General features: G+C 44.9%; 27 protein-coding genes. 11 read left to right on the top strand and 16 right to left on the bottom strand.

Annotated features, from left to right (window positions below):
* Position 1 precedes the first annotated feature (1 nt).
* The 3 genes from ATB78_RS11830 to ATB78_RS11820 are packed head-to-tail and all read right to left on the bottom strand — an operon-like array spanning position 2 to position 2660.
* Complete coding sequence (locus ATB78_RS11830; protein WP_046264668.1) at positions 2–718, bottom strand: terminase endonuclease subunit; 717 nt, start codon at positions 716–718, stop codon at positions 2–4.
* A gap of 10 nt (positions 719–728) precedes the next feature.
* Complete coding sequence (locus ATB78_RS11825; protein WP_061008751.1) at positions 729–1742, bottom strand: phage major capsid protein, P2 family; 1014 nt, start codon at positions 1740–1742, stop codon at positions 729–731.
* 39 nt (positions 1743–1781) lie between these two features.
* Positions 1782–2660, bottom strand: coding sequence for a GPO family capsid scaffolding protein (locus tag ATB78_RS11820; protein WP_061008750.1), 879 nt, complete (start codon positions 2658–2660; stop codon positions 1782–1784).
* Positions 2661–2834: 174 nt separating this feature from the next.
* On the opposite strand from ATB78_RS11820, the gene ATB78_RS11815 reads away from it, so the two are divergent.
* The 3 genes from ATB78_RS11815 (at position 2835) to ATB78_RS28395 (ending at position 5989) form a co-directional block, all read left to right on the top strand.
* The gene (locus ATB78_RS11815; RefSeq protein WP_061008749.1) at positions 2835–4631 is read left to right on the top strand and encodes a terminase family protein; all 1797 of its coding nucleotides are present in this window, start codon (positions 2835–2837) and stop codon (positions 4629–4631) included.
* The gene (locus ATB78_RS11810; protein WP_061008748.1) at positions 4628–5659 is read left to right on the top strand and encodes a phage portal protein; all 1032 of its coding nucleotides are present in this window, start codon (positions 4628–4630) and stop codon (positions 5657–5659) included. Before ATB78_RS11815 ends, ATB78_RS11810 begins: the two co-directional genes overlap by 4 nt.
* Before the next feature lie 78 nt (positions 5660–5737).
* Positions 5738–5989, top strand: coding sequence for an ogr/Delta-like zinc finger family protein (locus ATB78_RS28395; protein WP_081096590.1), 252 nt, complete (start codon positions 5738–5740; stop codon positions 5987–5989).
* An 18-nt stretch (positions 5990–6007) separates the two neighbouring features.
* On the opposite strand, the gene ATB78_RS11805 is transcribed toward ATB78_RS28395, so the two are convergent.
* A complete protein-coding gene (locus ATB78_RS11805) occupies positions 6008–6262 on the bottom strand; it encodes a hypothetical protein (RefSeq protein ID WP_061008747.1) in 255 nt (84 codons plus the stop codon).
* 245 nt (positions 6263–6507) lie between these two features.
* On the opposite strand from ATB78_RS11805, the gene ATB78_RS11800 reads away from it, so the two are divergent.
* Positions 6508–6840 carry a helix-turn-helix transcriptional regulator gene (locus ATB78_RS11800; protein WP_061008746.1) on the top strand — a complete coding sequence of 111 codons (333 nt, stop codon included), beginning with the start codon at positions 6508–6510 and terminating at the stop codon, positions 6838–6840.
* A gap of 50 nt (positions 6841–6890) precedes the next feature.
* On the opposite strand, the gene ATB78_RS11795 is transcribed toward ATB78_RS11800, so the two are convergent.
* The 10 genes from ATB78_RS11795 to ATB78_RS11750 form a co-directional block, all read right to left on the bottom strand.
* Positions 6891–7250, bottom strand: coding sequence for a hypothetical protein (locus ATB78_RS11795; protein WP_061008745.1), 360 nt, complete (start codon positions 7248–7250; stop codon positions 6891–6893).
* Positions 7237–7464, bottom strand: a complete 228-nt coding sequence (locus ATB78_RS11790; RefSeq protein ID WP_061008744.1) for a hypothetical protein — start codon at positions 7462–7464, stop codon at positions 7237–7239. The genes ATB78_RS11795 and ATB78_RS11790 overlap by 14 nt, the downstream gene beginning before the upstream one ends.
* A 10-nt stretch (positions 7465–7474) precedes the next feature.
* Positions 7475–10030 (bottom strand): replication endonuclease, encoded by a 2556-nt coding sequence (locus tag ATB78_RS11785; RefSeq protein ID WP_081096593.1) that lies wholly within the window; start codon positions 10028–10030, stop codon positions 7475–7477.
* Positions 10031–10151: 121 nt separating this feature from the next.
* Positions 10152–10580 (bottom strand): hypothetical protein, encoded by a 429-nt coding sequence (locus ATB78_RS11780; RefSeq protein ID WP_046264659.1) that lies wholly within the window; start codon positions 10578–10580, stop codon positions 10152–10154.
* Positions 10577–10804 carry a hypothetical protein gene (locus tag ATB78_RS11775; RefSeq protein ID WP_029822524.1) on the bottom strand — a complete coding sequence of 76 codons (228 nt, stop codon included), beginning with the start codon at positions 10802–10804 and terminating at the stop codon, positions 10577–10579. The genes ATB78_RS11780 and ATB78_RS11775 overlap by 4 nt, the downstream gene beginning before the upstream one ends.
* On the bottom strand, positions 10805–11206 hold the full coding sequence (locus tag ATB78_RS11770) for a hypothetical protein (protein ID WP_061008743.1): 402 nt from the start codon (positions 11204–11206) through the stop codon (positions 10805–10807). It lies immediately after the preceding gene.
* Entirely contained in the window at positions 11203–11709 is a 507-nt protein-coding gene (locus ATB78_RS11765; protein ID WP_061008742.1) for a hypothetical protein, read from the bottom strand. Before ATB78_RS11765 ends, ATB78_RS11770 begins: the two co-directional genes overlap by 4 nt.
* Positions 11710–11775: 66 nt before the next feature.
* On the bottom strand, positions 11776–12111 hold the full coding sequence (locus ATB78_RS11760; RefSeq protein WP_029822530.1) for a hypothetical protein: 336 nt from the start codon (positions 12109–12111) through the stop codon (positions 11776–11778).
* 9 nt (positions 12112–12120) lie between these two features.
* A complete protein-coding gene (locus tag ATB78_RS11755) occupies positions 12121–12660 on the bottom strand; it encodes a phage regulatory CII family protein (protein ID WP_046264655.1) in 540 nt (179 codons plus the stop codon).
* Positions 12661–12770: 110 nt separating this feature from the next.
* Positions 12771–13016 carry a hypothetical protein gene (locus tag ATB78_RS11750; RefSeq protein WP_061008741.1) on the bottom strand — a complete coding sequence of 82 codons (246 nt, stop codon included), beginning with the start codon at positions 13014–13016 and terminating at the stop codon, positions 12771–12773.
* Positions 13017–13164: 148 nt separating this feature from the next.
* Between ATB78_RS11750 and ATB78_RS11745 the strand changes: the two genes are divergently transcribed.
* Genes ATB78_RS11745 through ATB78_RS11735 form a run of 3 tightly spaced genes read left to right on the top strand, consistent with a single transcriptional unit; the run spans position 13165 to position 15683 of the window.
* The gene (locus ATB78_RS11745) at positions 13165–13809 is read left to right on the top strand and encodes a phage repressor protein CI (protein ID WP_061008740.1); all 645 of its coding nucleotides are present in this window, start codon (positions 13165–13167) and stop codon (positions 13807–13809) included.
* A 23-nt stretch (positions 13810–13832) separates the two neighbouring features.
* Positions 13833–14648, top strand: coding sequence for a hypothetical protein (locus ATB78_RS11740; RefSeq protein ID WP_061008739.1), 816 nt, complete (start codon positions 13833–13835; stop codon positions 14646–14648).
* A gap of 12 nt (positions 14649–14660) precedes the next feature.
* Positions 14661–15683, top strand: coding sequence for a tyrosine-type recombinase/integrase (locus ATB78_RS11735; RefSeq protein ID WP_061008738.1), 1023 nt, complete (start codon positions 14661–14663; stop codon positions 15681–15683).
* 237 nt (positions 15684–15920) lie between these two features.
* Here the strand turns inward: ATB78_RS11735 and ATB78_RS11730 are convergent, their stop codons facing one another.
* Positions 15921–16256: a Grx4 family monothiol glutaredoxin gene (locus ATB78_RS11730; protein WP_061008737.1), complete on the bottom strand. Its 336-nt coding sequence runs from the start codon at positions 16254–16256 to the stop codon at positions 15921–15923.
* 242 nt (positions 16257–16498) lie between these two features.
* Between ATB78_RS11730 and sodB the strand changes: the two genes are divergently transcribed.
* The 3 genes from sodB (at position 16499) to ATB78_RS11715 (ending at position 18621) form a co-directional block, all read left to right on the top strand.
* The gene (sodB, locus tag ATB78_RS11725; RefSeq protein ID WP_005439697.1) at positions 16499–17083 is read left to right on the top strand and encodes a superoxide dismutase [Fe]; all 585 of its coding nucleotides are present in this window, start codon (positions 16499–16501) and stop codon (positions 17081–17083) included.
* Positions 17084–17239: 156 nt separating this feature from the next.
* Positions 17240–17743 (top strand): VC2046/SO_2500 family protein, encoded by a 504-nt coding sequence (locus tag ATB78_RS11720; protein WP_005439698.1) that lies wholly within the window; start codon positions 17240–17242, stop codon positions 17741–17743.
* Positions 17744–17877: 134 nt separating this feature from the next.
* Positions 17878–18621: an SDR family oxidoreductase gene (locus ATB78_RS11715; RefSeq protein WP_020196362.1), complete on the top strand. Its 744-nt coding sequence runs from the start codon at positions 17878–17880 to the stop codon at positions 18619–18621.
* Between the two features lie 147 nt (positions 18622–18768).
* Here ATB78_RS11715 and adhE read toward each other — a convergent pair whose 3' ends face one another.
* Positions 18769–21468: a bifunctional acetaldehyde-CoA/alcohol dehydrogenase gene (adhE, locus tag ATB78_RS11710; protein WP_005439701.1), complete on the bottom strand. Its 2700-nt coding sequence runs from the start codon at positions 21466–21468 to the stop codon at positions 18769–18771.
* A gap of 651 nt (positions 21469–22119) precedes the next feature.
* Here adhE and ATB78_RS11705 point away from each other — a divergent pair.
* A complete protein-coding gene (locus ATB78_RS11705) occupies positions 22120–22758 on the top strand; it encodes a YchE family NAAT transporter (protein ID WP_005439704.1) in 639 nt (212 codons plus the stop codon).
* Positions 22759–22772: the final 14 nt, after the last annotated feature.

The following is a 22772-nucleotide window of genomic DNA, read 5'->3' as shown; positions in this document are numbered from 1 at the left end:
GCTATAAATTTTTGCCTTCTGCGAGTGCGTTAAGACGCATCTCGATTTGCTTGATTTTGGTTTGAACACCAATTTTGTCGTGCTTTTCATGGGCAATTTCGAGCAGCTTTTTCGCCTTCTCTAATTGCTCTGAATCGCCGATTTGGCTTGGTTGTGGATCACCTTTTTCATTAAGCAGCAATCCGTAACCCGCAAACTTGTACCATTTGGCTTCAAGCTTCTCTGGCAACTTCCACTCTTTGTCGATTTTCTCGAACACTTGAGAGAAGTACGGCTCAATCGAGTGTCCATTAGGTAGTTGGCTTTCTGCCCATTCGAGGACAAAGTCACCACATACCACAGCCCAACTCGAACGTTTGAAGTTCTCCGGCGTTGGTAAGTCCAACTCGATGGCTTTGAACAGCCAATCAATCGCGGTTTCAAGGTCTTTGGTATCAAACAACCAAATAATCAAATCCGTGAAAATTGGGTTTTGATAACTTTCCCCTGCAGCCAAGTACTTCTCTGCGACTTCTTTGTATTTCGGGATCAGTACGTCACGCTTGTAGTTGACCTTTTCCGAAATCTGCACGAAGTCTTTCAACTTGAGTTTGTCTTGCTCAAACTCGATTAAGCGCAAGTGCAAACTGTCTGGGCTTGGTACAGTGGCAGCGAGCGCCACTGTGTTTTGCTTTTCAGCCATCGCCAACTTATGGCGCATTGCAGGGGATAAGTTCATGCTTTACCTTTTACGCCTGAGGTTTAGGACCAATGTGGACTTTTTCTGGGTTGTAAGCGGCGAACGCTTCCAACACACCCACTGCGTAACCTTCCATTCGCCAGTATGAGTTCTCATACTGCTTACGGTCTTCTTCGTGCTTCGCTTTACGCTGCGCAGTACCGTGCTGTGTTAGCACTTGTAGGTTTGCAGGAATCGTCACAACCATTGCGTTGTCTGGCATAAATGGTGGAACGTATGCAGGGCGACCAGCGATGGTTTTATCCACTTTTTGCGCCGCGATTTGCTCACTTGGTTTATCAGCAGCGTCATACAGCTTGTATTGCGCAGCAGAAATCAAACCAGAGCCAACGAATACCGTTAGGCGAGGGTCATTGCGATACATTGGGTGGATCTGGTTGTTGATGATGTCAGACGCCATCGCATCCAGTGTTTTGTAATCGCCGTTCGCATCGAAATACACATCAACGTCAACAATTTGAGCAGCTTTGCGATTCTTCACAAAGTGATACCAACCTTCGTTAACATCTTGACCTAGAGGGTTAGTTGCTGGGTTAGTTGTTTCTTCGGCAGACACACCGTTCCAACCAATACGCATAATGTCTAGTGCATACATTTGGTTGGAGAACTGCGATACCAGCTTCATAAACAGATCACGACCGCCTTGGTTTGCCCACTGGCATAACGTTGCCCACGTGATAGCTGCACATGAGTCGGTTTCTGCAAGTTTGTACTTGTGACCACCAACACCGACTTGTTTTTGGAAGCGACCGCCAGCCTTACGACCTGTATACAAACCGCTCACACCCACATCGACCACTTGACCTTCGATTTGGTCAACTGTGGCAACGGTGATCATTTTTAGAAACTCGGCAGACTCGGAAATCGCTGCACGGAGTTTGGTTTCTAGCTGTGGCGAGACGTTGAACAACTGCTCGACGCTAGTAACGCCATAGCTTTTCGCTAATTGCTGAGCGAAGTGGTCCATATTCTCGCGAGCTGATTGAGTAAGAATCTGCGACATTACGCGATGCTCCTGGTTAGTTTTTTCAAGCGCCTGTGATTAAACAGGCATGTAATCGTCACCCGCAGGCGCAGGATCAGGACGTTGGTCTGGTGCTTCTTGGCTCAGTTTGTTGAACTTCTCTTCCAACTCACCTTGCTTAGTCGCAATGCCTTCAAGTTGTTCAGTTAGTGTCGAAAACTGCTCAGGCGTTAAACCTTCCGGTTTTGGATTGTTTTCGTCAGCTTCTGGCGCTGCAGGCGTATTTTTACCAAACGTATTGAACTTCTCTTCAAGTTCATTTTGCTTGCTGCCGATGCCTTCAATTGCCGACATCATTTGGTCGAACTGCTCTTTGTTCATTGGTTCTTCATCCTCTGGTTGAGGTGTTACTGATTGTTCTGGCTCGTGCTCAGAACTAAAGATGTGGTTACAAAACGAGTAGAAACGCTCGAAACGTGTTAAGCACTGAGAAAAATCGACCTCTTCTAATGCGTCAGATTCCAAAGTCGTTTCTTGCCCATTAGTAGAGCGTGAGAATTTGAGTAGCGTTGTACCTGTAGAGGCTGGGGAGTCAGTCACAGCTAGACCTTCAAGATAACAACGCCCCTCGCCCTTGTAGTCGGGATTTGGTTCGATAGAAGTGAATAGCTTCTGACCTTCCTTGTTTGCTTCTAGCAAGAATTGGTTAGGTGTTAGCTTGGCGAACAGGCGAAGTTTGCCGTCTTTCTCTTCTGCTTTTAGCTCTTCAACAATGCCCCAGTTCTTGCCTTTGTATTGCGTCCAATCACTGCGGTAGTGTTCCGGCCAAATTAAAGCTGTGTATTCTTCTTTCGAATACTGCTCCGCCATATCTTTAATCCAAGATGCGGCGATTTTTCTTCCGTCTACTGTGTTGCCTTCTGTGGCAACCACTACCCAATCACTGGTTTTTGGCATGTGGTAACACTCTTACTGGTTAATGCGAAATTGCCTTTAGATGCCGCAACAATACGCCCAAGTTTTTAGGCTTTCAGCAACTTGTGTTCGGGTGAATTCGGATATTTGAAAAACTGGAAAAGGAAGGAATTTTTGTAGGCGAATCAAGGTGTTTTCGGGGCGTATCATTCGCTTATGGCATATTCTCCCGAAATCAGACAAGCCGCCCGAGCCCTCTATTTGAAGGCATGGACGCCACGTGAAATCGCCGACGAACTGAACCTCAATAACGATCGCATCATCTACTATTGGGCGGATAAGTTTGGTTGGCGTGATATGTTGCGTGAACAAACGATTGATGAAGCTATCGCGAATCGTATCCAAACCTTGCTTGAAATTGAAAACCCAAGCAAACCACAATTGGATATGCTCGATCGGCTGATTGACCATCACGTCAAACTTAAGAAACTCCGCGCCTCTGAAACACCAAAACCTGCCGCCAATCCGTCTGAAAAAGGCAACAACGCCAAACAAGCTAAAGACGATTCAAACAGCAATAGCAGCTCTGGTAAGTCGAAGAAGAAAGGTAAGAATGATGTCAGCGAGATCACCGAAGAGTGTTTCAAGCTTTGGCATGACTCTTTGTTTGAATACCAGGTGGTTATGCGTAACAACCTGCATCAGCGTATTCGTAACATCCTTAAATCTCGCCAAGTTGGTGCTACTTACTATTTCAGTGGTGAAGCGCTAGAAAACGCCATCCTTACTGGTGACAACCAAATCTTCTTATCCGCTTCTCGCGCACAAGCAGAGGTATTTCGTCGTTACATCATCTCGCTAGCCAAGGAGTTCTTAAACCTTGAACTGCAAGGCAACCCGATCACCTTATCGAACGGGGCTGAACTTCACTTCCTTTCTACCAACGGCAAAACGGCGCAGAGTTACCACGGTCACGTTTATGTCGATGAGTACTTTTGGATTGGTAAGTTTGACGAGCTGAACAAAGTTGCATCGGCAATGGCGACGCATAAGAAGTGGCGCAAAACTTACTTTTCGACACCATCCACCAAAATGCACCCCGCTTATTCATTCTGGACGGGTGACAAATGGCGTGAAGGCAAAGACACACGCAAGAATATCGAGTTCCCGACATTCGAAGATTACCGCAAGGGCGGTCGTTTATGTCCTGATAAACAATGGCGTTACGTAGTCACCATTGAAGATGCCGCCGCAGGTGGTTGTGACTTGTTTGATATTGACGAACTGCGCGAAGAGTACAGTGAAACCGACTTCAACAACCTCTTCATGTGTGTTTTCGTCGATGGTGCCAGTTCCATCTTTGAATTCAACAAGATTCAAAAGTGCATGGTGGATGCCTCTATTTGGCAAGACTATGACGTCAAGAAAGCACGACCATTTGGTAGCCGCGAGGTATGGCTAGGTTATGACCCATCACGAACCCGAGACAATGCTGTGTTGATGGTCGTCGCTCCACCAATCGTTGCCGTGGAGAAATTCCGCATACTGGAAAAACACAGTTGGCGTGGTTTGAGCTTCCAACATCAAGCCAATGAGATCAGCAAAGTCTTCAAACGCTTCAATGTGACTTACCTTGGGATTGATATCACAGGCATTGGTGCAGGTGTTTACGACCTACTGCACAACAAGCACCCACGCGAAACCGTGGCTATTCATTATTCCAACGAAAACAAAAACCGCTTGGTGATGAAGATGATTGATGTGATTGACGGTAACCGTTTGCAGTTTGACGCAAACAATAAAGAAACCGCCATGTCATTTATGGCAATCAAGCGCACATCGACCAACAGCGGCAACATGATGACGTTCAAAGCAGACCGGAGCGAGTTGGTTGGTCACGCCGATGACTTCTGGGCATTGTCTCACGCACTTATTAACGAACCACTCGATCACAGCACCAAACGCAAATCGCGTTGGTCATTCTCCGCAGAACAAGGGCAATTAGCAGCATGACAGAGCAAATGATTCAAACCGAAACGGCAGATACGCCAACCGAAGCAAAATCGGTATACAGTTTCGACCCGACTCCCGAACCTGTTGATACCAACAGTTGGATGACCCGCTATTGTGAGTTGGTTTACAACGATATGGAAGACTACTGGGAAACGCCAATCTCACTCAAAGGCTTGGCTGATATTGCCAATGCCAATGGCTATCACGGCTCATTGCTCAAAGCACGAGCAAACTATGTTGCCGGACGTTTCTCGCAAGGTGGGGCGATGTCCATGTTCTTAATGAATAACGCAACGTGGGATTACTTCGGTTTAGGGATGGCGGCGTTTGTTAAACTGCGAAATCACTGGAAAAAGGTAATTGGCTTACACCCATTGCCAATGGTACACATGCGAAAGCGCAGAAACGGTGATTTTGTCCAGCTCCTTGGCAATAACAAGCAAAAGGTATTCAAAGCAAAGGATGTGGTTTTCATCCCTCAGTATGACCCACAACAACAGGTGTATGGTTTACCCGATTACTTGGGCAGCATTCAAAGCAGCTTGTTAAACCGCGATGCTACGCTATTTCGCCGCCGTTATTACCTGAACGGTGCACACATGGGTTTCATCTTCTACGCAACGGACCCGAACCTGGATGAAAAAGACGAAGAAGCGTTGCGCCAAAAAATCCAGAGCTCAAAGGGCGTGGGCAACTTCCGCAGCATGTTTGTGAACATTCCAAACGGCAAAGAGAAAGGCATTCAACTGATTCCGGTTGGTGATATCGCCACAAAAGATGAGTTTGAGCGAATCAAAAACATCACCGCGCAGGATGTGTTTGTTGGCCACCGCTTCCCAACTGGTATGGGTGGCATGTTCTCCCAAACAGGCGGCACCATCCCCGACCCAATCAAGGTGAGTAATGTGTACGATAAGTATGAAGTGATTCCGGTATGTAAGCGCTTTATGGATGCGGTGAACAATGACCCAGAGATCCCGCCGAACCTTCACTTGCAGTTTGATTTGACTGTTGGAGATGCGGCGTAAACTTTCGTTTTAGACTGTACAAAAACACAGCTTATTGGCGTATGATTATTAGGTCAGTCAATAAGCTAGGTGTTTACTATGAGAGTGTTGTGCCCAGAGTGCGGTCAAAAGAGCTGTATTCAAAAATCCAACCGTTTATCTAACAGTCATTCAGATTTGTATTGCAGTTGCAGTGACCCAGAGTGTGGGCACAGTTTTGTGATGAACTTATCTTATAGCCATACGTTAAGCCCATCAGCAAAAACAACCAGCCAAATGGCTTTTGAGTTGTGTAAGGCGCTGCCGCCAGAAGCACGACAACACCTTAAACAGCAACTTTCGATGCTTTAAATTACGAGTATTCGTAAATTACTTTGTCATAAACGCAGTACTCTCCGCTTCACAAGCCATCTCGACAATGCTCAAGATGGCTTTTTCTTTTTCTTCGTCCAACGGTTCTTTCATATCAGCGATAATCAAGCCCGCAATGTATGCCCCTGCAAATCTTGTAAGTGCTGTCGCCTCACTGTTCGCAACGCCATCGACCACGATTTCTAATGCAGATAGGGCGATGTCCCTTTGCTCATAAACCTGATCCTTTCCAATTTGTTGTAATACAGCCATTTAGCCTCCTAACTGACGAGCTACTGTATATTAATACAGTGGTTTTTGTCCCACAATTTCAATGTGCGATTTTGTTATCTATATTTATCTTTATATAAGCGACTGCTATTCCATAACAATCGCATTGCATAATAAGAATTAATGAAATATCAAAATTTGATTTGAAGACGCTTTTGTTAACGACTCGTCATAGTTGGCATATCTTTCGCTCCTATAAGTCAAAGGAGACTAGTGAAGGAATCTGCATGACAAGTGAATTCAAAGGTTTAGATCCAATCGTTTCCTTTTTTGTAAAAGAACGATTACGAAAAAGAAAAACTCAGACGCAAATTGCAACTCAAACTGGTATTAAACTTACGACCTATCAGCGTATCGAGCAAGGGAAGCGCTCACCAGATTTGACAGAACTGCGCAAACTGTGTCGGTACCACCAACTCACGTTTGTGGATGTTGCCTTGGGGGAATTGAACAAAAGACCGATTGACGATCAGGAACTGCTTTCCGCGACTCAACTGGTACCCAATCGAATTCGTCACGCATTGATTGAGCTGATTAAGTCCATCACGCAGAAAGAATAAAGCCCACCGGATTGGTGGGCTTGGTTTCTCAGGATATACTCTTTTACTCGTTAAATGCTTAAATCAACAACGCACCAACTCCACCGCTTATGTAACGATATACTAGTCGATAAAATATTGGCGGTTCTCGACGGTTTGCCACTAGTCATCACAATACAGTGACCACTATACCCAGCAATGGTTTGCATCTTAGTAGTGACAAAATAGACTGTCTTGCTATCCAGTTTAATGCCTTTACCGTACCAACATCTAATATTTTTCATCTTACAGAAGGCTTCCTGCAGCGAAGAGTACTCAACCTTCGGTAACTTCTCGTTATCCACGACGATGACTAAGTTTTCACCTTCTTTCATTTCTTTATCAAAGAAATCACTTACGAAGTTCATCGCCCAACGATTAGTTCTTTCCATTATTTGACCCCATACCATTTAAAACTTTGCAAAGTGCGGCTGATTGAGTCTTTACAGCCATTAAGTTTTCCTGTTTTGAGACTACGTTTTTGAGTGCCAACAAAATCTCAAAGTCGTTTGCTTCACTATTTTGTGCTAATTGCTTCAATCGTTTTTCAAGCTCAGTTTCAACAAACATTGATAGCTCTTGGTTTACGCCTAATTCTTTGTACATGTCATAGCTCCTACGCTAGCGGCCAATCGTCTTCCATCTCTGGGAAGAACGATAAGTCCGGTTGTTGATATTCTTTGTTTTCAGGCTGAGCAAACACACTGTCCCAACCTTCGAAATTCATCCAACTGCGGTCTTCCGCAGGTGTGCGAGTCACTTCAACCAGTTGCGCTGGGCGAATATTGCCGTGTTCGTCCAGCTCCGCAGGGCGGATTTGCAAACTTCTTTCACTGTCGACTCGAATTGAGCTGCCTTTTAGCAGCGCCTCCACCGTCGATTCATCGAGAACCGATGGTTTATTGTTCATATGTCTCTCTGGTTCTAACAAACGGGATAGCTGATTGCTGACCTGTTCGTCTCGGGGCTCCGTATAGTTATTGACAGAACTCCGAGAGGTGCCGGAGGCACCAATTGCGGTCGCTACGCTCCCTTGGGTGATCGCTTCAGCTTCTGCTTCTACCTTTGATTTCTTTTGAATTGTCCAAACCTTAGTGCGAGTTTTAACGACCGCTTCCGGTGTTTGGAATCCCTCTATCTTGCGTACGTCCTCACCGTGAGGAGACGCAAAAGGAAGCACTTGATATGAGTTTGTGATCAGCAAATCTTCGCGCTTAACGAATGGACCACCTTGCCCCATGATGTAGCCTTGCCAATTGCCATGGTCTGCCGCTTTCATCGTATCTACGATGCATGCTTCATCAGATTGGATTCGTGCCTGGTAGTTTTTGCCGATCACGTCTACCAACTCTTTATTGGTTAACAGGTGATCAGGTTTAACCGGACCAACCACATAGCGGTGCAGCATGTAGTACATATCCAACAGGTCAGCGCGTTCTTGCATGAACACGTATTCCATAAAGGCTTTTTTGTTTTGGCTTGCGAAGCGGCGCAACTCGCGGTAAGTCGTAACCGGAGCTCCACCAAAGAATTGGAATTGACGAATAGCCCAGCGGCTTTTCCAAGCGCTAACATTCTTCGCCATGTCTTTCACAGATTTACCTGTTTCGTCGGACACTTCATCGTCCATGGCAAAACCGTCGATGTTCTTAGAGATGTATTTTGCGATGTAGCCTGTTGCGGTACCTTTCTCTGGGTCGATGTAACCAAAGTCGCAACGTGGGCGGTAATCCATAGGACCAACATAACTACCCTTACGAAATGGCTTTTGCTTTTCCTTCTCGTATTGCGGGTGCAGTTCGCCACGGTCTTCTAATGTTGCGTAGCTGATAAAGATATCGCGCACTTCCATCACATCTTCTGGTTTAACCCAGATCAGCAAATGCCAGTGTGGTGTGCCATCGTGATGAGGCTCGGCAACACGAACGCCAAACCAACGGATTTCTTCACGACCTAACTTAGCGCGGATACGCTGCCAAACATTGTTAAGGTACGACTGCGCCTCACGTGGGCTTGCGCCGTTCCAATGGTTAATGAATCCGCCTTTCTTGTATGAGTTGTGGTATTTAGATGGCGTGGTTAGCGTTAGGAACAAACCTTGTAAACCAAGCTCGTTACCGATGTTTTCACAACCGCGACAGCGCACCATCAACTCATGACGGCGAATCGCTGGGTTAGATACGCTTTTCAGAACCATTTCAGCAAGATCAGCTTTTTCTTCGTTTTCTTCGTCGAAGAGTTCACATTGCTTGATGTATTCCCAGTTGCGCTTTTGCTGCTCTTGGTGCTCACGAACACAATCCCAAGACGCATAAGCCGATGCTTTTGAAGAGACTTGCCCCATGGCAATCGCTAGGTGCTCACGCATAATTTTTCGCGCTTTCACCAAACGACCAAGCCACCACTTCTCGCTAATCATGCGAGAGATATCTTGCAGAGCAGACAACTCATTTTGCTTTTTGTATTTGCATGGTGGCTTAATGCCAAATTCGGAAGTGAAAGCAGCTAACTGGTGATAGCCCTCAACAACAGGGCAGAACGTTTTGTCCTTTTCCAGTTCAGCTTCCGTAATGCTTGCCAACTTAGAAGAGATAATTTGGAAACGCGCATTCATGATTTTGCCAATCTTGAATGCCATCTCTTTGATTTCATCCAGTTCTAATTCTGCCAAGATGCGGCTTTTCACTGGCTTGCGGTTTTTCTCCGCTTTGTCGAAATCAAAACGAAGTTGAGGTTTTGCGATCGCTGGATGTGCAGAAACAAAGTCGCTTTGGTCAGTGGTTTCAATTTCTTCACTGAGCAAAGCCACCTTTTGAGTGGTTGGTAATTTCTTGTAGCGAGTCATGACCATGCGAACACGTTCCGCTGCCGGACGCATTCTTTCACGCAAGAAGGTATTCGCTTTCTGCTGTGGGTTGCGAATGCCTTTTTTCTTGTCGCTGTCACTTAACTTAGCGTTGCAAGTTTTGATGTAGCGTTTAGCAAAGTACTTAACCAAGTAATCTGGCAAGTTTTCAAACTGCTTTTTGCACCATTCAAAATCACGTGGGTTCGCCTCGAACAGGTTACGTTCGATCACGCTCATGTCGTCAGGTTCTAGAGACTCATCAAAACGTCTTGCCCCAAAGCAAGCATCAGCAATCGTTTTTGGCGGTTGCGGAAAAACGTGCATGCTTCCCCAACTTTGACAAGCCAGAGAAGCCGCACGTTTGTAATCATGGTCAAACCCGAACTTATCTAAGTCCAGTAGCTCGATTTCTGTTGGTTCGATTAGGTGATTCACGCTTAAACTCTTACGCACCAACACTCAACGCCATTTGCCAAAGCGGATTGGTATAAGTTGGCTTCTTAATACCAACCATTTCGATTGGCTTCGCTTTAGATTTAGCGCGAAGCTTGCGAACCTGCTCCGCTCTCGCCTTGCTCTTTTTAATGTTGGTTACGGCTTCATCCAGTGAGCAACCTTCTCTCAAGTGCTTGTAAATGGTGGTGTGCGTGGTACCGATCGCATTGGCGATGTTCTCGATTCCTTTAATGCCTTTCCATTCATGCATTGGTGTACCGCTGTTGTTCTCTCTGCCATCAACAAAATGAACTGCTTCGCGAATCGTTTTGCCGTTACGAAGTCTTGACTTCAAAGTACCTAGAGGAATACCGAACGCTTTTGCGATCGCTGACTGACCTTTGTGACCGTCAAGTTCGTAGATGTAATCTTTTCTCATACCGCTTCTAGCTCCTGTGTTGTAACAAGCATGAAACCACCTTTTCCTTTGCCCTTACTCAAAACCCCTTTCACTAAGTGAGTGCAGTTGAGAGAAGAACACGCTTGTTCGATGGCTTGGTCTAGTGAGTCAAAATCACCAACAAATACGTTGGCGACTTCTTGTGTTTCCTCATGGCGGACAATGCCGCCATCAGGACAAAGCATGATTGCTGCGTATTCCATTTAGATCGCCTCAACCGTTGGGTAGCCATGCAGTGGTTCACAGTCACGCCACCACATTTGCATAGTTGCGTTTTGGCTAGTGCTTTTAGTACTTGCAGAGATAAAGAAAAGTGCGCGGATGGCTCCAAGCGCTTGGTGATGTGTTGGACCGTCGGTTGATTGGTTGAATACAACAACCCAGTAAACCCACCATGCAGTGATGAAGTCTTCAAGACACAAACCTTGTTCTGTGCCGTTTACGTTCACCAACATTGCACGAGTAGAATCAAGCTCTAACATCACGCCTTGGCTTGATTCAACTGAGTTGAAAACACGGATAAATTGCTCGATTTTGCGAGAAGTAAAACCTTCGTGACGAAGACCGAACTCTAAGTCTTTGCGGTAGATAGTTAGGATGCTCATGCTTCCACCTCCGCTTTTGCTTCGGCTTGTTCACGAGCTTCAATGATTAGTTCTGTGAGTTGGCTCTCTGCCGCTAGCAATTCCTGCAGCGCGTCTTCTTCATCTAAATACACACAAACATTCATCAAATAGGTTCTATTGCTAGTGCCGTAATTTGTCGCAACATGGTTAACACGAACATCTAGTCCATTTACATGACCAGCAAACTCGACCATGACATGCAACACATCCGTATTCGCTATCGCCAGCGCATTGATAGCGTTAACAATGTCCAACACTTCACGCTTGGTATTCAGACCGTTAAACAACTTTTGCTTTAATGCCAACGCTTCTGCGGGAGTGTTTGAAACAAACATTCCACCATTAACCTTGCTAAGGCTGTCTTTCAAGTCCTGCTCTTGCTCTGGTGTGAAACAGTCAGCATTCACGTAAACTACTGGCGCTGCCAAAGCTTTTAACTCTCTTAATGAGTCTCTGATTTCTACTAAAATTTGGTCATTCATCTTCTATGCTCCTACGCTAAGACGAAAAAAAGCCCCCTGTTACAGGGGCAAAGGCTGGCTTGCTGTCTAATGGGTACTACTGAATTGGTAATGCTTGAGGCGACGAACATCACCCAAGTCATTGTCGAAGCTGACAATCAAATCTTTTAGATACTGCATTCCGCTTCGAATCTTTTGCAGCTCCAAGTCGTTAAACGACTCAAAAGCGCGTTGGTAATCTTTCGCAGGTAAACCACCTGCAATAAGCACTAGGCCACGGCTTTTATCCGGTAGTGCGTCAAACACCTTTCTCAACTTGCAGCGAGTGGCCTCGCCAGTGAAAAGAGCCTTACAAGCTGCAATGCTTTCTGCGGCATTTGGTGTCTGCAACTGGCGCTCTTGTTTAATAGCTAACTGACTCACGTGGACTCCTTAGGTTAAACCTGGAATAGGTGCACCATTGGCTAGGAAATCTGTGCCCATTTGCATGAGAGGCTGAAAGCCTGTGGTGCGGTTTTCTAAATCATTGACGAACAAAACCAAGTTACCGATGGCAGCTTGTACCTTGGCGATGGTTTTGCGTTTTTGACTGCGAGGTAAACGGTCTGCACTGCACATGTGCATTGCATCGCTAGACAGCTCACCTGAAAAATGGCTATTGAGCAGAGTGCGCTCTAATAGGTTCTTCTCTTCACCTTCTTGTGGCAGTTGGACTGTCACCACACCGAGATCAGCAAAGAGTGTGTTCACAATGGTGTAATCGCCGGATTCTTTACTCAGCAATGCCAAATCAACTGGGTCTAACTTATGAGGCTGTTCTGGGTTCAGCTTGTTACGCAGCATTCTTCCAGTCAGCCCAATACGTGGTGCTAGCTTTTCCATATTGTGATTGACGGCGAAGTCGCTACATGCAGCATTGAAAGATTGCTGTTTGCGTTCGCGCAATCCGCACATGGCGATTTGTTTGTCCATGATCCACACTCTTACATGAAAGGCGGTACGAAAATGACGACCCAAGCAAACACATGTAGCCACAACGGGCAGTATGATTTGGTTGGGATTAGAGAAGAAAAGCGCATGGCCTAAGCCGCCTTACCGATTGCTTTGCCTGATTTTGGCTCTAGAGCTTCCATCGCTTCACGAGCGGCAATTTCATGCATTGCAACCATATTAATCAGCGGTTTATCGCGAGGTTTATCTTTAGGCTTGATGATGACGCGACCTTCACTGATGTACTGACGGATAGTGCCAATCGGCAAACCTGTAACGCGTGAGTACTCTTCTAAAGTCACGTAAGGGCTGATAGGTGGTATCTTGAAACTAAGCATGGTGATATCCTTGCGTTTATGTCTATATTCACCGGTTGTCATTTGCTTTGGTCGGCATGACTCCCGAAACTCAAACAGATTCTAGATCGTCATTCGACAATTGTAAATTACCAAATGACGATCCAAATCAAATTACAGGGATATAAGAATGTCAAATAACAAAATATTGCCATTTGACTATTTGAAAGGTGACGACTTTACTTCAAACCTCAAAAGGGTCACTAACTGCAAAGATTTTCAAGAACTTGGTGAGCTTCTAGATGTTCCTAAGTCAACTTTTAGCACTTGGAACACTCACAATCGCACCTCTCACGAGCTAATGGTTCGTCTATCACTTTCCTTGGGTATTCCATTAGAAGAGTTGGCTCTTCCTGTTACAGAAAGACCAAAACTCAAAGTTGTATCTGAAGGTAATACGGAGAAAGAGTTCTTCCGCGCAGCTTTATCTCAACAAGAAGTAGAAACCATCGATAGCTACTGCCTTAGCAACGGCAAGCTAATTGAAACAGGTTTAGTTCCTTATCCTGTTCGACGGTTCAATAGCTTTGCTCTAAATCCGAAAAACACCATTGAATTAGAAACTAACGAAGCAATTTATTTGGTAGATAAAAACGACCGAGATGCTGTGGCTGGCAATTACTTGATTGATGTTGATGGCCGTTTATCCATAAACCAAATTCAACGTCTACCAGGTAAGAAGCTTGCTATCGCTTTTGGTGACAACACTATGGAAGTAGCAGAGCAAGATATCGGTGTAATTGGTCGCATAGCTGTGACGTTGAAGAAAGATTGATTAGGTTAATTAGGAGATAAACAATGGGTTTCGTTGGTTGGGGTTTAATTGGTTTGATTGCTCTGGCTTTCTACTGGGTTCGTAAAGCAAAGAAAACGATGAACGACCCAGTGAAGTTCCGCGAATATGTTACACAGAAAGGCTACAACGAAGAGCAACAAAGAGACTTTTGCAAGCGGTTAGGTATTGATTACGAAAAGGTCACGGCTAAAACAGAGCCTACTCCTTCATTTGAGCCTACTCATAAAAGCAAGCCCACAGCTCCACTCTATGATGAATCTTTAGAGAAACTAACACCGCGAAGAATGAAAGCGCTATACAAACTTGCCAATCAGATTCTAGAAGATGAGATGGTCGACTTAGCTGAATCGAAAAAGTTATTAGCTTGGTTCAACCGATACCCAGAATCTAAAGAAGACCCTCGAACGCAAAGACTTGCTGTTGTTGTCAAAGAGTACCTATCAGACAAAGTACTCGATCACGATGAAGCATTGCACTTGTTCAGTATGCTCACCGATTTCTGCGACGACTTCGAACAACAAGAACTTAAAAAACCAAAAGTCACCGTCCCCCCAACAGCAAAGCGCATCAATATCGCAAAGGGTTCTGGATTCTCATTTGTAAACGACCTTACTTTGGGCAATGAGTACTTTATGAGCTATCGAGATGCCAGTGGCCAAGTGTCTGACCGTAACATCATTCTGACAAAGGTAGATTCAAACGCTAACGGCGATACTTACATCAAGGCTCATTGTTTGATGCGAGATGCTCTTCGGACATTCAGAGCGGATCGCATTACTGGATTGTGCTGCGTCGAAACTGGCGAAGCATTTGTTTGATAGGTAATACTTTTGACTGTTCGCAATCTTAAAGACGGAAGCAAAAAACCTTGGCTATGCGAGTGTTACCCGCAAGGTCGAAACGGTAAGCGCACCCGTAAACGCTTCGCCACCAAAGGCGAAGCCAATGCCTTTGAACTCCACCTCATGAAAGAGGTGGACGATAAACCTTGGCTTGGAGCAAAGCCCGATCACCGTCGCCTCTCTGACTTGGTTGCGCTTTGGTTTAAGTTACATGGCAAGAATCTAAAATCCGGTGACCATTCTCGCTTGCGTTTAGAAATGATGGTTTCCGATCTCGATAATCCAATCGCTGCTCATCTGAATTCACAACAACTGGCGTTGTACAGAGCTAACCGCTCAAACAAGGGGAGAGGCAAACAACACAAGGAATTGTCGATCGCCTCAAGTAATACGGACTTCGGCTTGCTGAAATCTGTGTTCAACAAGTTGATAAAGCTTGGTGAGTGGAAGCTACCTAATCCAGTGAATGGTATTGATGCCATCAAAAAGCCACAAACTGAATTGGCGTTCTTATCCGATCAGGAAATTCAGCATTTATTCGAGGTAGCAAGGCAAAGCCCAGTTGGTGACGAGATAATTAAGATATACAAGATTTGTTTATCAACAGGTGCGCGTGTCAGGGAAGCGATATTTCTAAAAGGCTCCAACTTAACGAAGTACCGAATCACGTACAGCAACACCAAAGGCAAACGCAACCGAACGGTGCCCATTTCGGAAGACTTGTATAACCAGATTTATAAGCCTACCAATGATCGCCTTTTTACCTGCAGTTACAGAGTTGTGTATAAATGGCTTAGGGTAGCATTGCCACACTTACCAGAAGGGCAAGCAACTCACGTTCTACGCCACACCTTCGCAAGTCACTTTATGTCGAATGGCGGCAACATCCTTGTTCTAAAGGAAATCCTCGGCCATAAGATGATTGACCACACTATGATTTACGCCCACTTCTCACCAAGCCATTTGAGTGATGCGGTGCGCTTCAACCCTCTCGTTAACCTCAATATCTAGCCGCCACAAATGGCGACAAAATGGCGACAGCCGCCATCAAACATCGGTATTTATCGGTAACTATCAGAACGGGATACTTTTCGAACACTAGATATAGCAAGGGATTGCTAGGTTTTGCGAGGGTTATAGAAAGAGTGAAACATAATAAAGCTTCAAGTTCATTCCACTAACCTAAAAAAGAAAAAGGAGCCAATGCGGCTCCTTTGTATTCTATCGCCAAATGTGAGTATTTACGAATTACTCAGCGTCACCTTCAACGCGTGCTGCCGCTTCTTTGATAAGAGGCTGAAGCTCACCTTTCTGGAACATTTCCAAAATGATGTCACAACCACCGATCAGTTCGCCTTCAACCCATAGCTGTGGGAATGTAGGCCATTGAGCGTATTTAGGTAGTTCAGCACGAATGTCTGGGTTTTGTAGAATGTCTATGTAAGCGAACTTCTCGCCACATGCCATTAGCGCTTGTGCTGCTTGAGAAGAGAAACCACAGCTAGGCAGTTTCGGTGATCCTTTCATGTACAGCAAGATTGTGTTTTCAGAGATCTGCTGTTTGATTTTATCGATAGTTTCCATCGCTTCCTCATTCATGGATGTGAACTTTAATTATTGCCACATTTTACTCAATAAACACAGAATAAAAACCATATAATTAGTAAGTCTTTATTGGTTTTATCTTAAAATATTTTCATATCGGGGTTTTAATAAAGTAAAAACTTGCTAAAATACTTTTCAAGTCAGTCGTAAAGACTACATATAAATAAAAACACTGGAAGCAATCGAAAGGTAACCCTTTCATATCTATGGAGAATTGAGCAATGGCATTTGAACTACCAGCTCTACCTTACGCGAAAGACGCACTAGAACCACACATCTCTGCAGAGACTCTAGATTTCCACCACGGTAAGCACCACAACACTTACGTTGTTAAGCTAAACGGTCTTATCCCTGGTACTGAGTTCGAAGGCAAAACACTAGAAGAGATCATCAAGACTTCAACTGGTGGCGTATTCAACAACGCAGCACAGATCTGGAACCACACGTTCTACTGGCACTGTCTAGCGCCAAACGCAGGCGGCGAACCAACAGGTGCAGTTGCTGACGCGATCAACGCAGCGTTCGGTTCTTTCGAAGAATTCAAAGCAAAATTCACTGATTCAGCAATCAACAACTTCGGTTCTTCATGGACTTGGCTAGTTAAGAAAGCTGACGGTTCTCTAGAGATCGTTAACACGTCTAACGCAGCGACTCCTCTAACAGAAGAAGGTACTACTCCACTTCTAACTGTTGACCTATGGGAACACGCTTACTACATCGATTACCGCAACGTACGTCCTGATTACATGAACGGCTTCTGGGCTCTTGTAAACTGGGACTTCGTAGCAGAGAACCTAGCGAAGTAATTTACTTCCCCCTAAGTTCAATTTAGTCATATTTAAAAGCTCGCACTATTGCGAGCTTTTTTATTGCTTCTAAAACCAGTTTATTCAATTAATCCCCTCTTTTTCCTAAAGTTCTTTCCTTTGTTGCCGTTAAAAGTGCATCAAGCGAGGAACATCATGCAAATCCATACTTTAGACAAAGCGGCAATCATCAACGAACTTCAGTTCGGTAATGGTATTAACCATGCCGTACACGAAGGTCGTCGCGCTGATTTCTCGCTGATTCTGTCTATGTTCTCTAATGATGTTCGCGATGTGGTTCCGGTTGAAGAAGTCCAAGAAGTACTCACGAGTGATGACATTCTTCGCCAGCAGTTCGGTTTATCTCAACCTCAAGCGCTTCGATCTGATAGCAGCAGCTACGAACTTGCAGCTGAGCAAGCAAAACAGTTCCATGATGCCGGATTGCCCTCCGCAAAACTGAGCCACTACTTAAAACCAGATGCGCTGACTTACCTTCCTGAAGATACTTTCAATCTACCAGAAGAGGTTTACCACAACCTATCTGGTCATGAACGCCGTAGCTTGGGCGAGCGCAACAAGCAATTGATTCCTGAAGCTGGGTTGTACAATCAACTCGTGACGGCTCAACGTCAGTACCAAATTCAAACGCAAGCTTAGAGATCAGCTTTTTCTCCAACGGCTTACATTCTCGACACGTCAGAAATGTGACGCCTTACAAATTCCAAAACAATTGTTGTTGCTCGAAAGCGTTAGTTTGAAGCTTTTCACACTGAGCTCAAATAAATTCGTCCATGCTATTAGCACAAACCACTGATGTATTCTTTAACACAAGAAATTACAGTGAAGGTGCTATGGATATCAAAGAATCAATCATTCTCGTCACGTCTGCAGGCTCTGTCTTAGGCAGGACTTGCTCTAACCACTTCGCCCACCTTGGCGCGACGCTGGTGCTCTGTGACCAGAACCCTAGTGCCTTAAAGGCAAGCTACGAACAAATCAGTGCCTTCTCCGACAAGGTCTATGCGATGAATGTGTGCAGTGACAACACCACATCCATTAATCTGTTGTTTGACCAAATCGAATCACAGCTAGGGGCTACTCCGGACGTTATCGTAAATTGCTGGACGAGCTCACCAATGCCAAGCTTAATGGCGCCAGAGCCAATGAGCACCTATATCGACCACCTTTCCTCGGCGGCACGATTCCTCTATACCTACGGACAAGTGAGTGCAGAGCGCTTCCGCTCAAGAGAAAAGAAAGGCGTTATCGTTAACGTTATCTCACACGATAATCATGAAGATCTGACAGGCGTAGAAAGCATGGCGGCTTTGGTATCCGGCTTTACTCATAGCTGGGCAAAAGAACTGACACCATTCAATATTCGCGTTGGCGGTGTAATCCCTTCAGTTAATCACACCAGTGAAGATCTAGACGAAAGGCACTGGGCACAGATCCAAGACGAGCTAGTTAGAAACACGGCCTACATTGTTGCTAATGAGTACTTCAGCGGCCGCGTCGTCACTACTGAAGTCTAATCCTCCCTCGCCCTAAGGCCACCTTTCGTCAGTAACGCGGATAAATTAAGAAATAAAAAAAAGCCCCAGTCTCTCGACTGGGGCTTTGCTTTTTCCCGATTGTAGGTTTCGTGCTAGCGAAAACCTATCTCATAACTAACGTGTTACTTATGCGTTAGTTTTTTCTTTCTTTGCTTTCGCTGCTGGCTTAGCTACTTGGTCTGCTTTCTTCTTGATTACAGTAGTACCTTCGAAAGTTTCACCTTCAACGAATGCTTTACCGTAGTAAGAAGCCATTAGCACTTCTTTCAGCTCAGTGATTAGAGGGTAACGTGGGTTAGCACCTGTACACTGGTCATCGAACGCTTCAACAGCTAGCTCGTCTAGTTTCGCTACGAAGTCAGCTTCAGAAACACCTGCAGCTTGGATAGACATTGGGATGTCTAGGTCGCCTTTCAGCTCGTCCAACCATGCTAGTAGACGTTCAATCTTCTGAGCAGTACGGTCACCTTCTTGGCTTAGGCCTAGGTGGTCAGCAACTTCAGCGTAACGACGACGTGCTTGTGGACGGTCGTATTGAGAGAACGCAGTTTGTTTAGTTGGGTTGTCGTTCGCGTTGTAACGTACAACGTTCGAGATTAGTAGTGCGTTCGCTAGACCGTGAGGTAGGTGGAACTCAGCACCAATCTTGTGCGCCATTGAGTGACAAACACCTAGGAATGCGTTAGCAAACGCGATACCAGCGATAGTTGCCGCGTTGTGTACTTTCTCACGAGCGATTGGGTCGTTTGCACCGTTCGCGTAGCTTGAAGGTAGGTACTCTTTAAGCATCTTAAGTGCTTGTAGAGCTTGACCGTCTGAGTACTCGTTCGCAAGAACAGATACGTAAGCTTCTAGAGCGTGAGTTACTGCATCGTAACCACCGAATGCTGTTAGAGACTTAGGCATGTTCATTACTAGGTTAGCATCGACGATAGCCATGTTTGGCGTGATTTCGTAGTCAGCTAGTGGGTACTTAGCACCAGTCTTGTCGTCTGTAACAACCGCGAATGGAGTAACTTCTGAACCAGTACCTGAAGTTGTAGTGATACATACAAGCTCAGCTTTCTTACCCATTTTAGGGAACTTGTAGATACGTTTACGGATGTCCATAAAGCGCATTGCTAGTTCAGCGAAGTGAGTTTCTGGGTGCTCGTACATTACCCACATGATCTTCGCAGCATCCATTGGTGAACCACCACCTAGAGCTAGGATTACGTCAGGTTGGAAGCTCTTCATTGCTTCTGCACCTTTCTCAACAACAGATAGTGTTGGATCCGCTTCTACGTCGAAGAATGTTTGAACTTCGATGCCTTGCTCTTTAAGCAGTTTAACTACTTCGTCAGCGTAACCGTTGTTGAATAGGAAACGGTCAGTTACTAGGAATGCGCGTTTCTTACCTTCTAGGTCGCTCATTGCGATTGGAAGGCTACCACGACGGAAGTAGATAGACTTAGGTAGTTTGTGCCACAACATGTTTTCAGCTCGCTTAGCTACAGTTTTCTTGTTGATAAGGTGCTTAGGACCTACGTTCTCAGAGATAGAGTTACCACCCCAAGAACCACAACCTAGAGTTAGAGAAGGTGCTACGTTGAAGTTGTAAAGGTCACCGATACCACCGTGAGTAGTCGGGATGTTTACAAGGATACGAGCAGTCTTCATCTTGTCACCGAAGTAACGGATGCGGTCTGCGTTAACGTCTTGGTTAGTGTAAAGACCAGATGTGTGACCGATACCACCGATTTCAACCATTGTTACCGCTTGAGCAACTGCGTCTTCGAAGTCGTCAGCACGGAATAGACCTAGAGTTGGAGATAGTTTCTCGTGAGCGAACTCATCATCGTAAGAAACTTTACCTAGACCTTCACCTACAAGTACTTTTGTATCAGCAGGAACTTTAACACCAGCCATTTCAGCGATTGCTGGAGCAGGTTGACCTACGATTTTCGCGTTTAGTGCGCCGTCGATAAGAAGTACTTTACGTACTTTATCAGCGTCAGCTTTAGATAGAACGTGAGCTTTGTGAGAAGCGAAACGCTCTTTCACTTCGTCGTATACTTCGCCAACTACGATTGCAGCTTGCTCAGAAGCACATACTACGCCGTTATCGAAAGTCTTAGACATAAGGATAGAAGCAACAGCACGTTTGATGTCAGCTGTTTCATCGATAACTACAGGAACGTTACCTGCACCTACACCAATTGCTGGCTTACCAGAAGAGTAAGCTGCTTTAACCATGCCTGGACCACCAGTTGCAAGGATAAGAGCGATGCCGTCGTGCTTCATAAGAGCGTTAGAAAGCTCTACAGATGGTTGGTCGATCCAACCGATGATGTCTTTTGGAGCACCCGCTGCTACTGCTGCGTCTAGAACTAGTTTAGCTGCATCGTTAGTAGAGTTCTTCGCACGTGGGTGTGGCGAGAAGATGATGCCGTTACGAGTTTTTAGAGAAATTAGAGATTTGAAGATTGCAGTAGAAGTTGGGTTAGTCGTTGGAACGATACCACAGATGATACCTACAGGCTCAGCGATAGTCATCGTGCCTAGGTTGTCATCTTCTTCCAAGATGCCACATGTTTTTTCGTCTTTGTATTTGTTGTAGATGAATTCTGAAGCGAAGTGGTTTTTGATTACCTTATCTTCAACAATACCCATTCCAGATTCAGCAACTGCTTGTTGTGCTAGTGGAATACGAGCATGGTTAGCTGCAAGAGAAGCTGCGCGGAAGATTGCATCTACTTTCTCTTGAGAAAATGTAGCGAACTCTTCTTGTGCTGCTTTAACGCGTGCTACTAGAGCATCTAGTTCAGCTAAGTTAGTTACAGGCATGGTGGATCTCCTAAAATAATAAATATTAAAAACTTTTTAGTAAGGCTATTGTCTTTCGTTTCTACTGTTTATCAGCGACTTAACTAACAACCATCTTAGTAAATTGCTTTCAGGGCTGAGTATAATATTTCAGAGTGTGAAAAAAATTGACTTGGATCAGTTCTCACAACTGAAATACCCCCAAAGTAGTGGTTTACCACAACAAAACGACTTAAATCATTGATAAACAAATAAATTAAACTTCATTTTTAATTGAGCAAAAAAGAAGCAAACGAACTAAAAACTAAAAGAAACAACAATAATCTGTAAAAAAGTTTCATTTTTAGCCAACAAAATTACATGTGGACCCTAATTTTTGTGCTACTGAGAGTATATCGAATGCGTCATATCTCTCTACAAACCACCTTTCTTTTTGTGAAAAATGTGCGAATGTTAACGTTTGTGTAAAACAGTTCAGGTTACCTCCAATCTTCTACGTAACAATTCTTTTCCAGATTGCATACATTTTCTTCAATAATTAGTTTTTCTCACAAATACTAGGCCAAATACGTTAGTTTTTTTCATTTCTTCCGACCGCACTTTTGCCTTACATTACCGCCTAAAATTACCCCCTCTCTTTTTCACTATTGTGAACGTTTACGAGTAAGCAACATGCAGACTTTAGAGTTAGCTATTTTCCTACAGTTTTTCTTAGGTTTGGTCGCAGCAGTGAACCCTGTTGGTATCATGCCTGTGTTCGTATCACTGACCGGTCATATGACACCAGAAGAGAAAAGCAAAACCGCCACGACAGCCAACGTTGCGGTTGCGGTCATTTTGATCATTTCTCTTTTTGCTGGTCAGTTGTTGCTAGATATGTTCAGCATTTCTCTGGATTCTTTCCGTGTTGCTGGCGGCTTGCTACTTCTTAGTATCGCGTTCTCGATGATGAGCGGTAAGTTGGGTGAAGATAAGCAGAACAAACAAGAGAAATCAGAATACGTCAGCCGTGAACAAATCGGCGTAGTACCACTGGCGATGCCATTAATGGCAGGCCCAGGTGCAATCAGTTCAACCATTGTTTATGGTGCACGTTACCCAAGCGCACTTGATACCGTTGGTATTAGTGTCACCATCATGCTGTTCTGTTTCTGCTCTTGGTTGCTATTCCGTTCTGCGCCTTTGATCGTACGATTCCTTGGCCAGACAGGTATCAACGTGATCACGCGTATTATGGGTCTGATCCTTGGCGCATTGGGTATTGAGTTCATTGCTAACGGCCTAAGAAACCTATTCCCTGGTTTAGCCTAACTTTCCCAACTTCT

This window comes from Vibrio sp. CUB2, assembly GCF_001557945.1.
Taxonomy (GTDB): domain Bacteria; phylum Pseudomonadota; class Gammaproteobacteria; order Enterobacterales; family Vibrionaceae; genus Vibrio; species Vibrio owensii.
The sequence above is the reverse complement of the archived record's forward strand: the minus strand, read 5'-3'. Positions and strand labels throughout refer to the sequence as shown.

Bases quoted from the DNA above. Each gene is read 5' to 3' on its own strand.
- ATB78_RS11830 (WP_046264668.1), bottom strand. From the start codon at position 718: ATGAACTTATCCCCTGCAATGCGCCATAAGTTGGCGATGGCTGAAAAG.
- ATB78_RS11825 (WP_061008751.1), bottom strand. From the start codon at position 1,742: ATGTCGCAGATTCTTACTCAATCAGCTCGCGAGAATATGGACCACTTC.
- ATB78_RS11820 (WP_061008750.1), bottom strand. From the start codon at position 2,660: ATGCCAAAAACCAGTGATTGGGTAGTGGTTGCCACAGAAGGCAACACA.
- ATB78_RS11815 (WP_061008749.1), top strand. From the start codon at position 2,835: ATGGCATATTCTCCCGAAATCAGACAAGCCGCCCGAGCCCTCTATTTG.
- ATB78_RS11810 (WP_061008748.1), top strand. From the start codon at position 4,628: ATGACAGAGCAAATGATTCAAACCGAAACGGCAGATACGCCAACCGAA.
- ATB78_RS28395 (WP_081096590.1), top strand. From the start codon at position 5,738: ATGAGAGTGTTGTGCCCAGAGTGCGGTCAAAAGAGCTGTATTCAAAAA.
- ATB78_RS11805 (WP_061008747.1), bottom strand. From the start codon at position 6,262: ATGGCTGTATTACAACAAATTGGAAAGGATCAGGTTTATGAGCAAAGG.
- ATB78_RS11800 (WP_061008746.1), top strand. From the start codon at position 6,508: ATGACAAGTGAATTCAAAGGTTTAGATCCAATCGTTTCCTTTTTTGTA.
- ATB78_RS11795 (WP_061008745.1), bottom strand. From the start codon at position 7,250: ATGGAAAGAACTAATCGTTGGGCGATGAACTTCGTAAGTGATTTCTTT.
- ATB78_RS11790 (WP_061008744.1), bottom strand. From the start codon at position 7,464: ATGTACAAAGAATTAGGCGTAAACCAAGAGCTATCAATGTTTGTTGAA.
- ATB78_RS11785 (WP_081096593.1), bottom strand. From the start codon at position 10,030: ATGCACGTTTTTCCGCAACCGCCAAAAACGATTGCTGATGCTTGCTTT.
- ATB78_RS11780 (WP_046264659.1), bottom strand. From the start codon at position 10,580: ATGAGAAAAGATTACATCTACGAACTTGACGGTCACAAAGGTCAGTCA.
- ATB78_RS11775 (WP_029822524.1), bottom strand. From the start codon at position 10,804: ATGGAATACGCAGCAATCATGCTTTGTCCTGATGGCGGCATTGTCCGC.
- ATB78_RS11770 (WP_061008743.1), bottom strand. From the start codon at position 11,206: ATGAGCATCCTAACTATCTACCGCAAAGACTTAGAGTTCGGTCTTCGT.
- ATB78_RS11765 (WP_061008742.1), bottom strand. From the start codon at position 11,709: ATGAATGACCAAATTTTAGTAGAAATCAGAGACTCATTAAGAGAGTTA.
- ATB78_RS11755 (WP_046264655.1), bottom strand. From the start codon at position 12,660: ATGGACAAACAAATCGCCATGTGCGGATTGCGCGAACGCAAACAGCAA.
- ATB78_RS11750 (WP_061008741.1), bottom strand. From the start codon at position 13,016: ATGCTTAGTTTCAAGATACCACCTATCAGCCCTTACGTGACTTTAGAA.
- ATB78_RS11745 (WP_061008740.1), top strand. From the start codon at position 13,165: ATGTCAAATAACAAAATATTGCCATTTGACTATTTGAAAGGTGACGAC.
- ATB78_RS11740 (WP_061008739.1), top strand. From the start codon at position 13,833: ATGGGTTTCGTTGGTTGGGGTTTAATTGGTTTGATTGCTCTGGCTTTC.
- ATB78_RS11730 (WP_061008737.1), bottom strand. From the start codon at position 16,256: ATGGAAACTATCGATAAAATCAAACAGCAGATCTCTGAAAACACAATC.
- sodB (WP_005439697.1), top strand. From the start codon at position 16,499: ATGGCATTTGAACTACCAGCTCTACCTTACGCGAAAGACGCACTAGAA.
- ATB78_RS11720 (WP_005439698.1), top strand. From the start codon at position 17,240: ATGCAAATCCATACTTTAGACAAAGCGGCAATCATCAACGAACTTCAG.
- ATB78_RS11715 (WP_020196362.1), top strand. From the start codon at position 17,878: ATGCTATTAGCACAAACCACTGATGTATTCTTTAACACAAGAAATTAC.
- adhE (WP_005439701.1), bottom strand. From the start codon at position 21,468: ATGCCTGTAACTAACTTAGCTGAACTAGATGCTCTAGTAGCACGCGTT.
- ATB78_RS11705 (WP_005439704.1), top strand. From the start codon at position 22,120: ATGCAGACTTTAGAGTTAGCTATTTTCCTACAGTTTTTCTTAGGTTTG.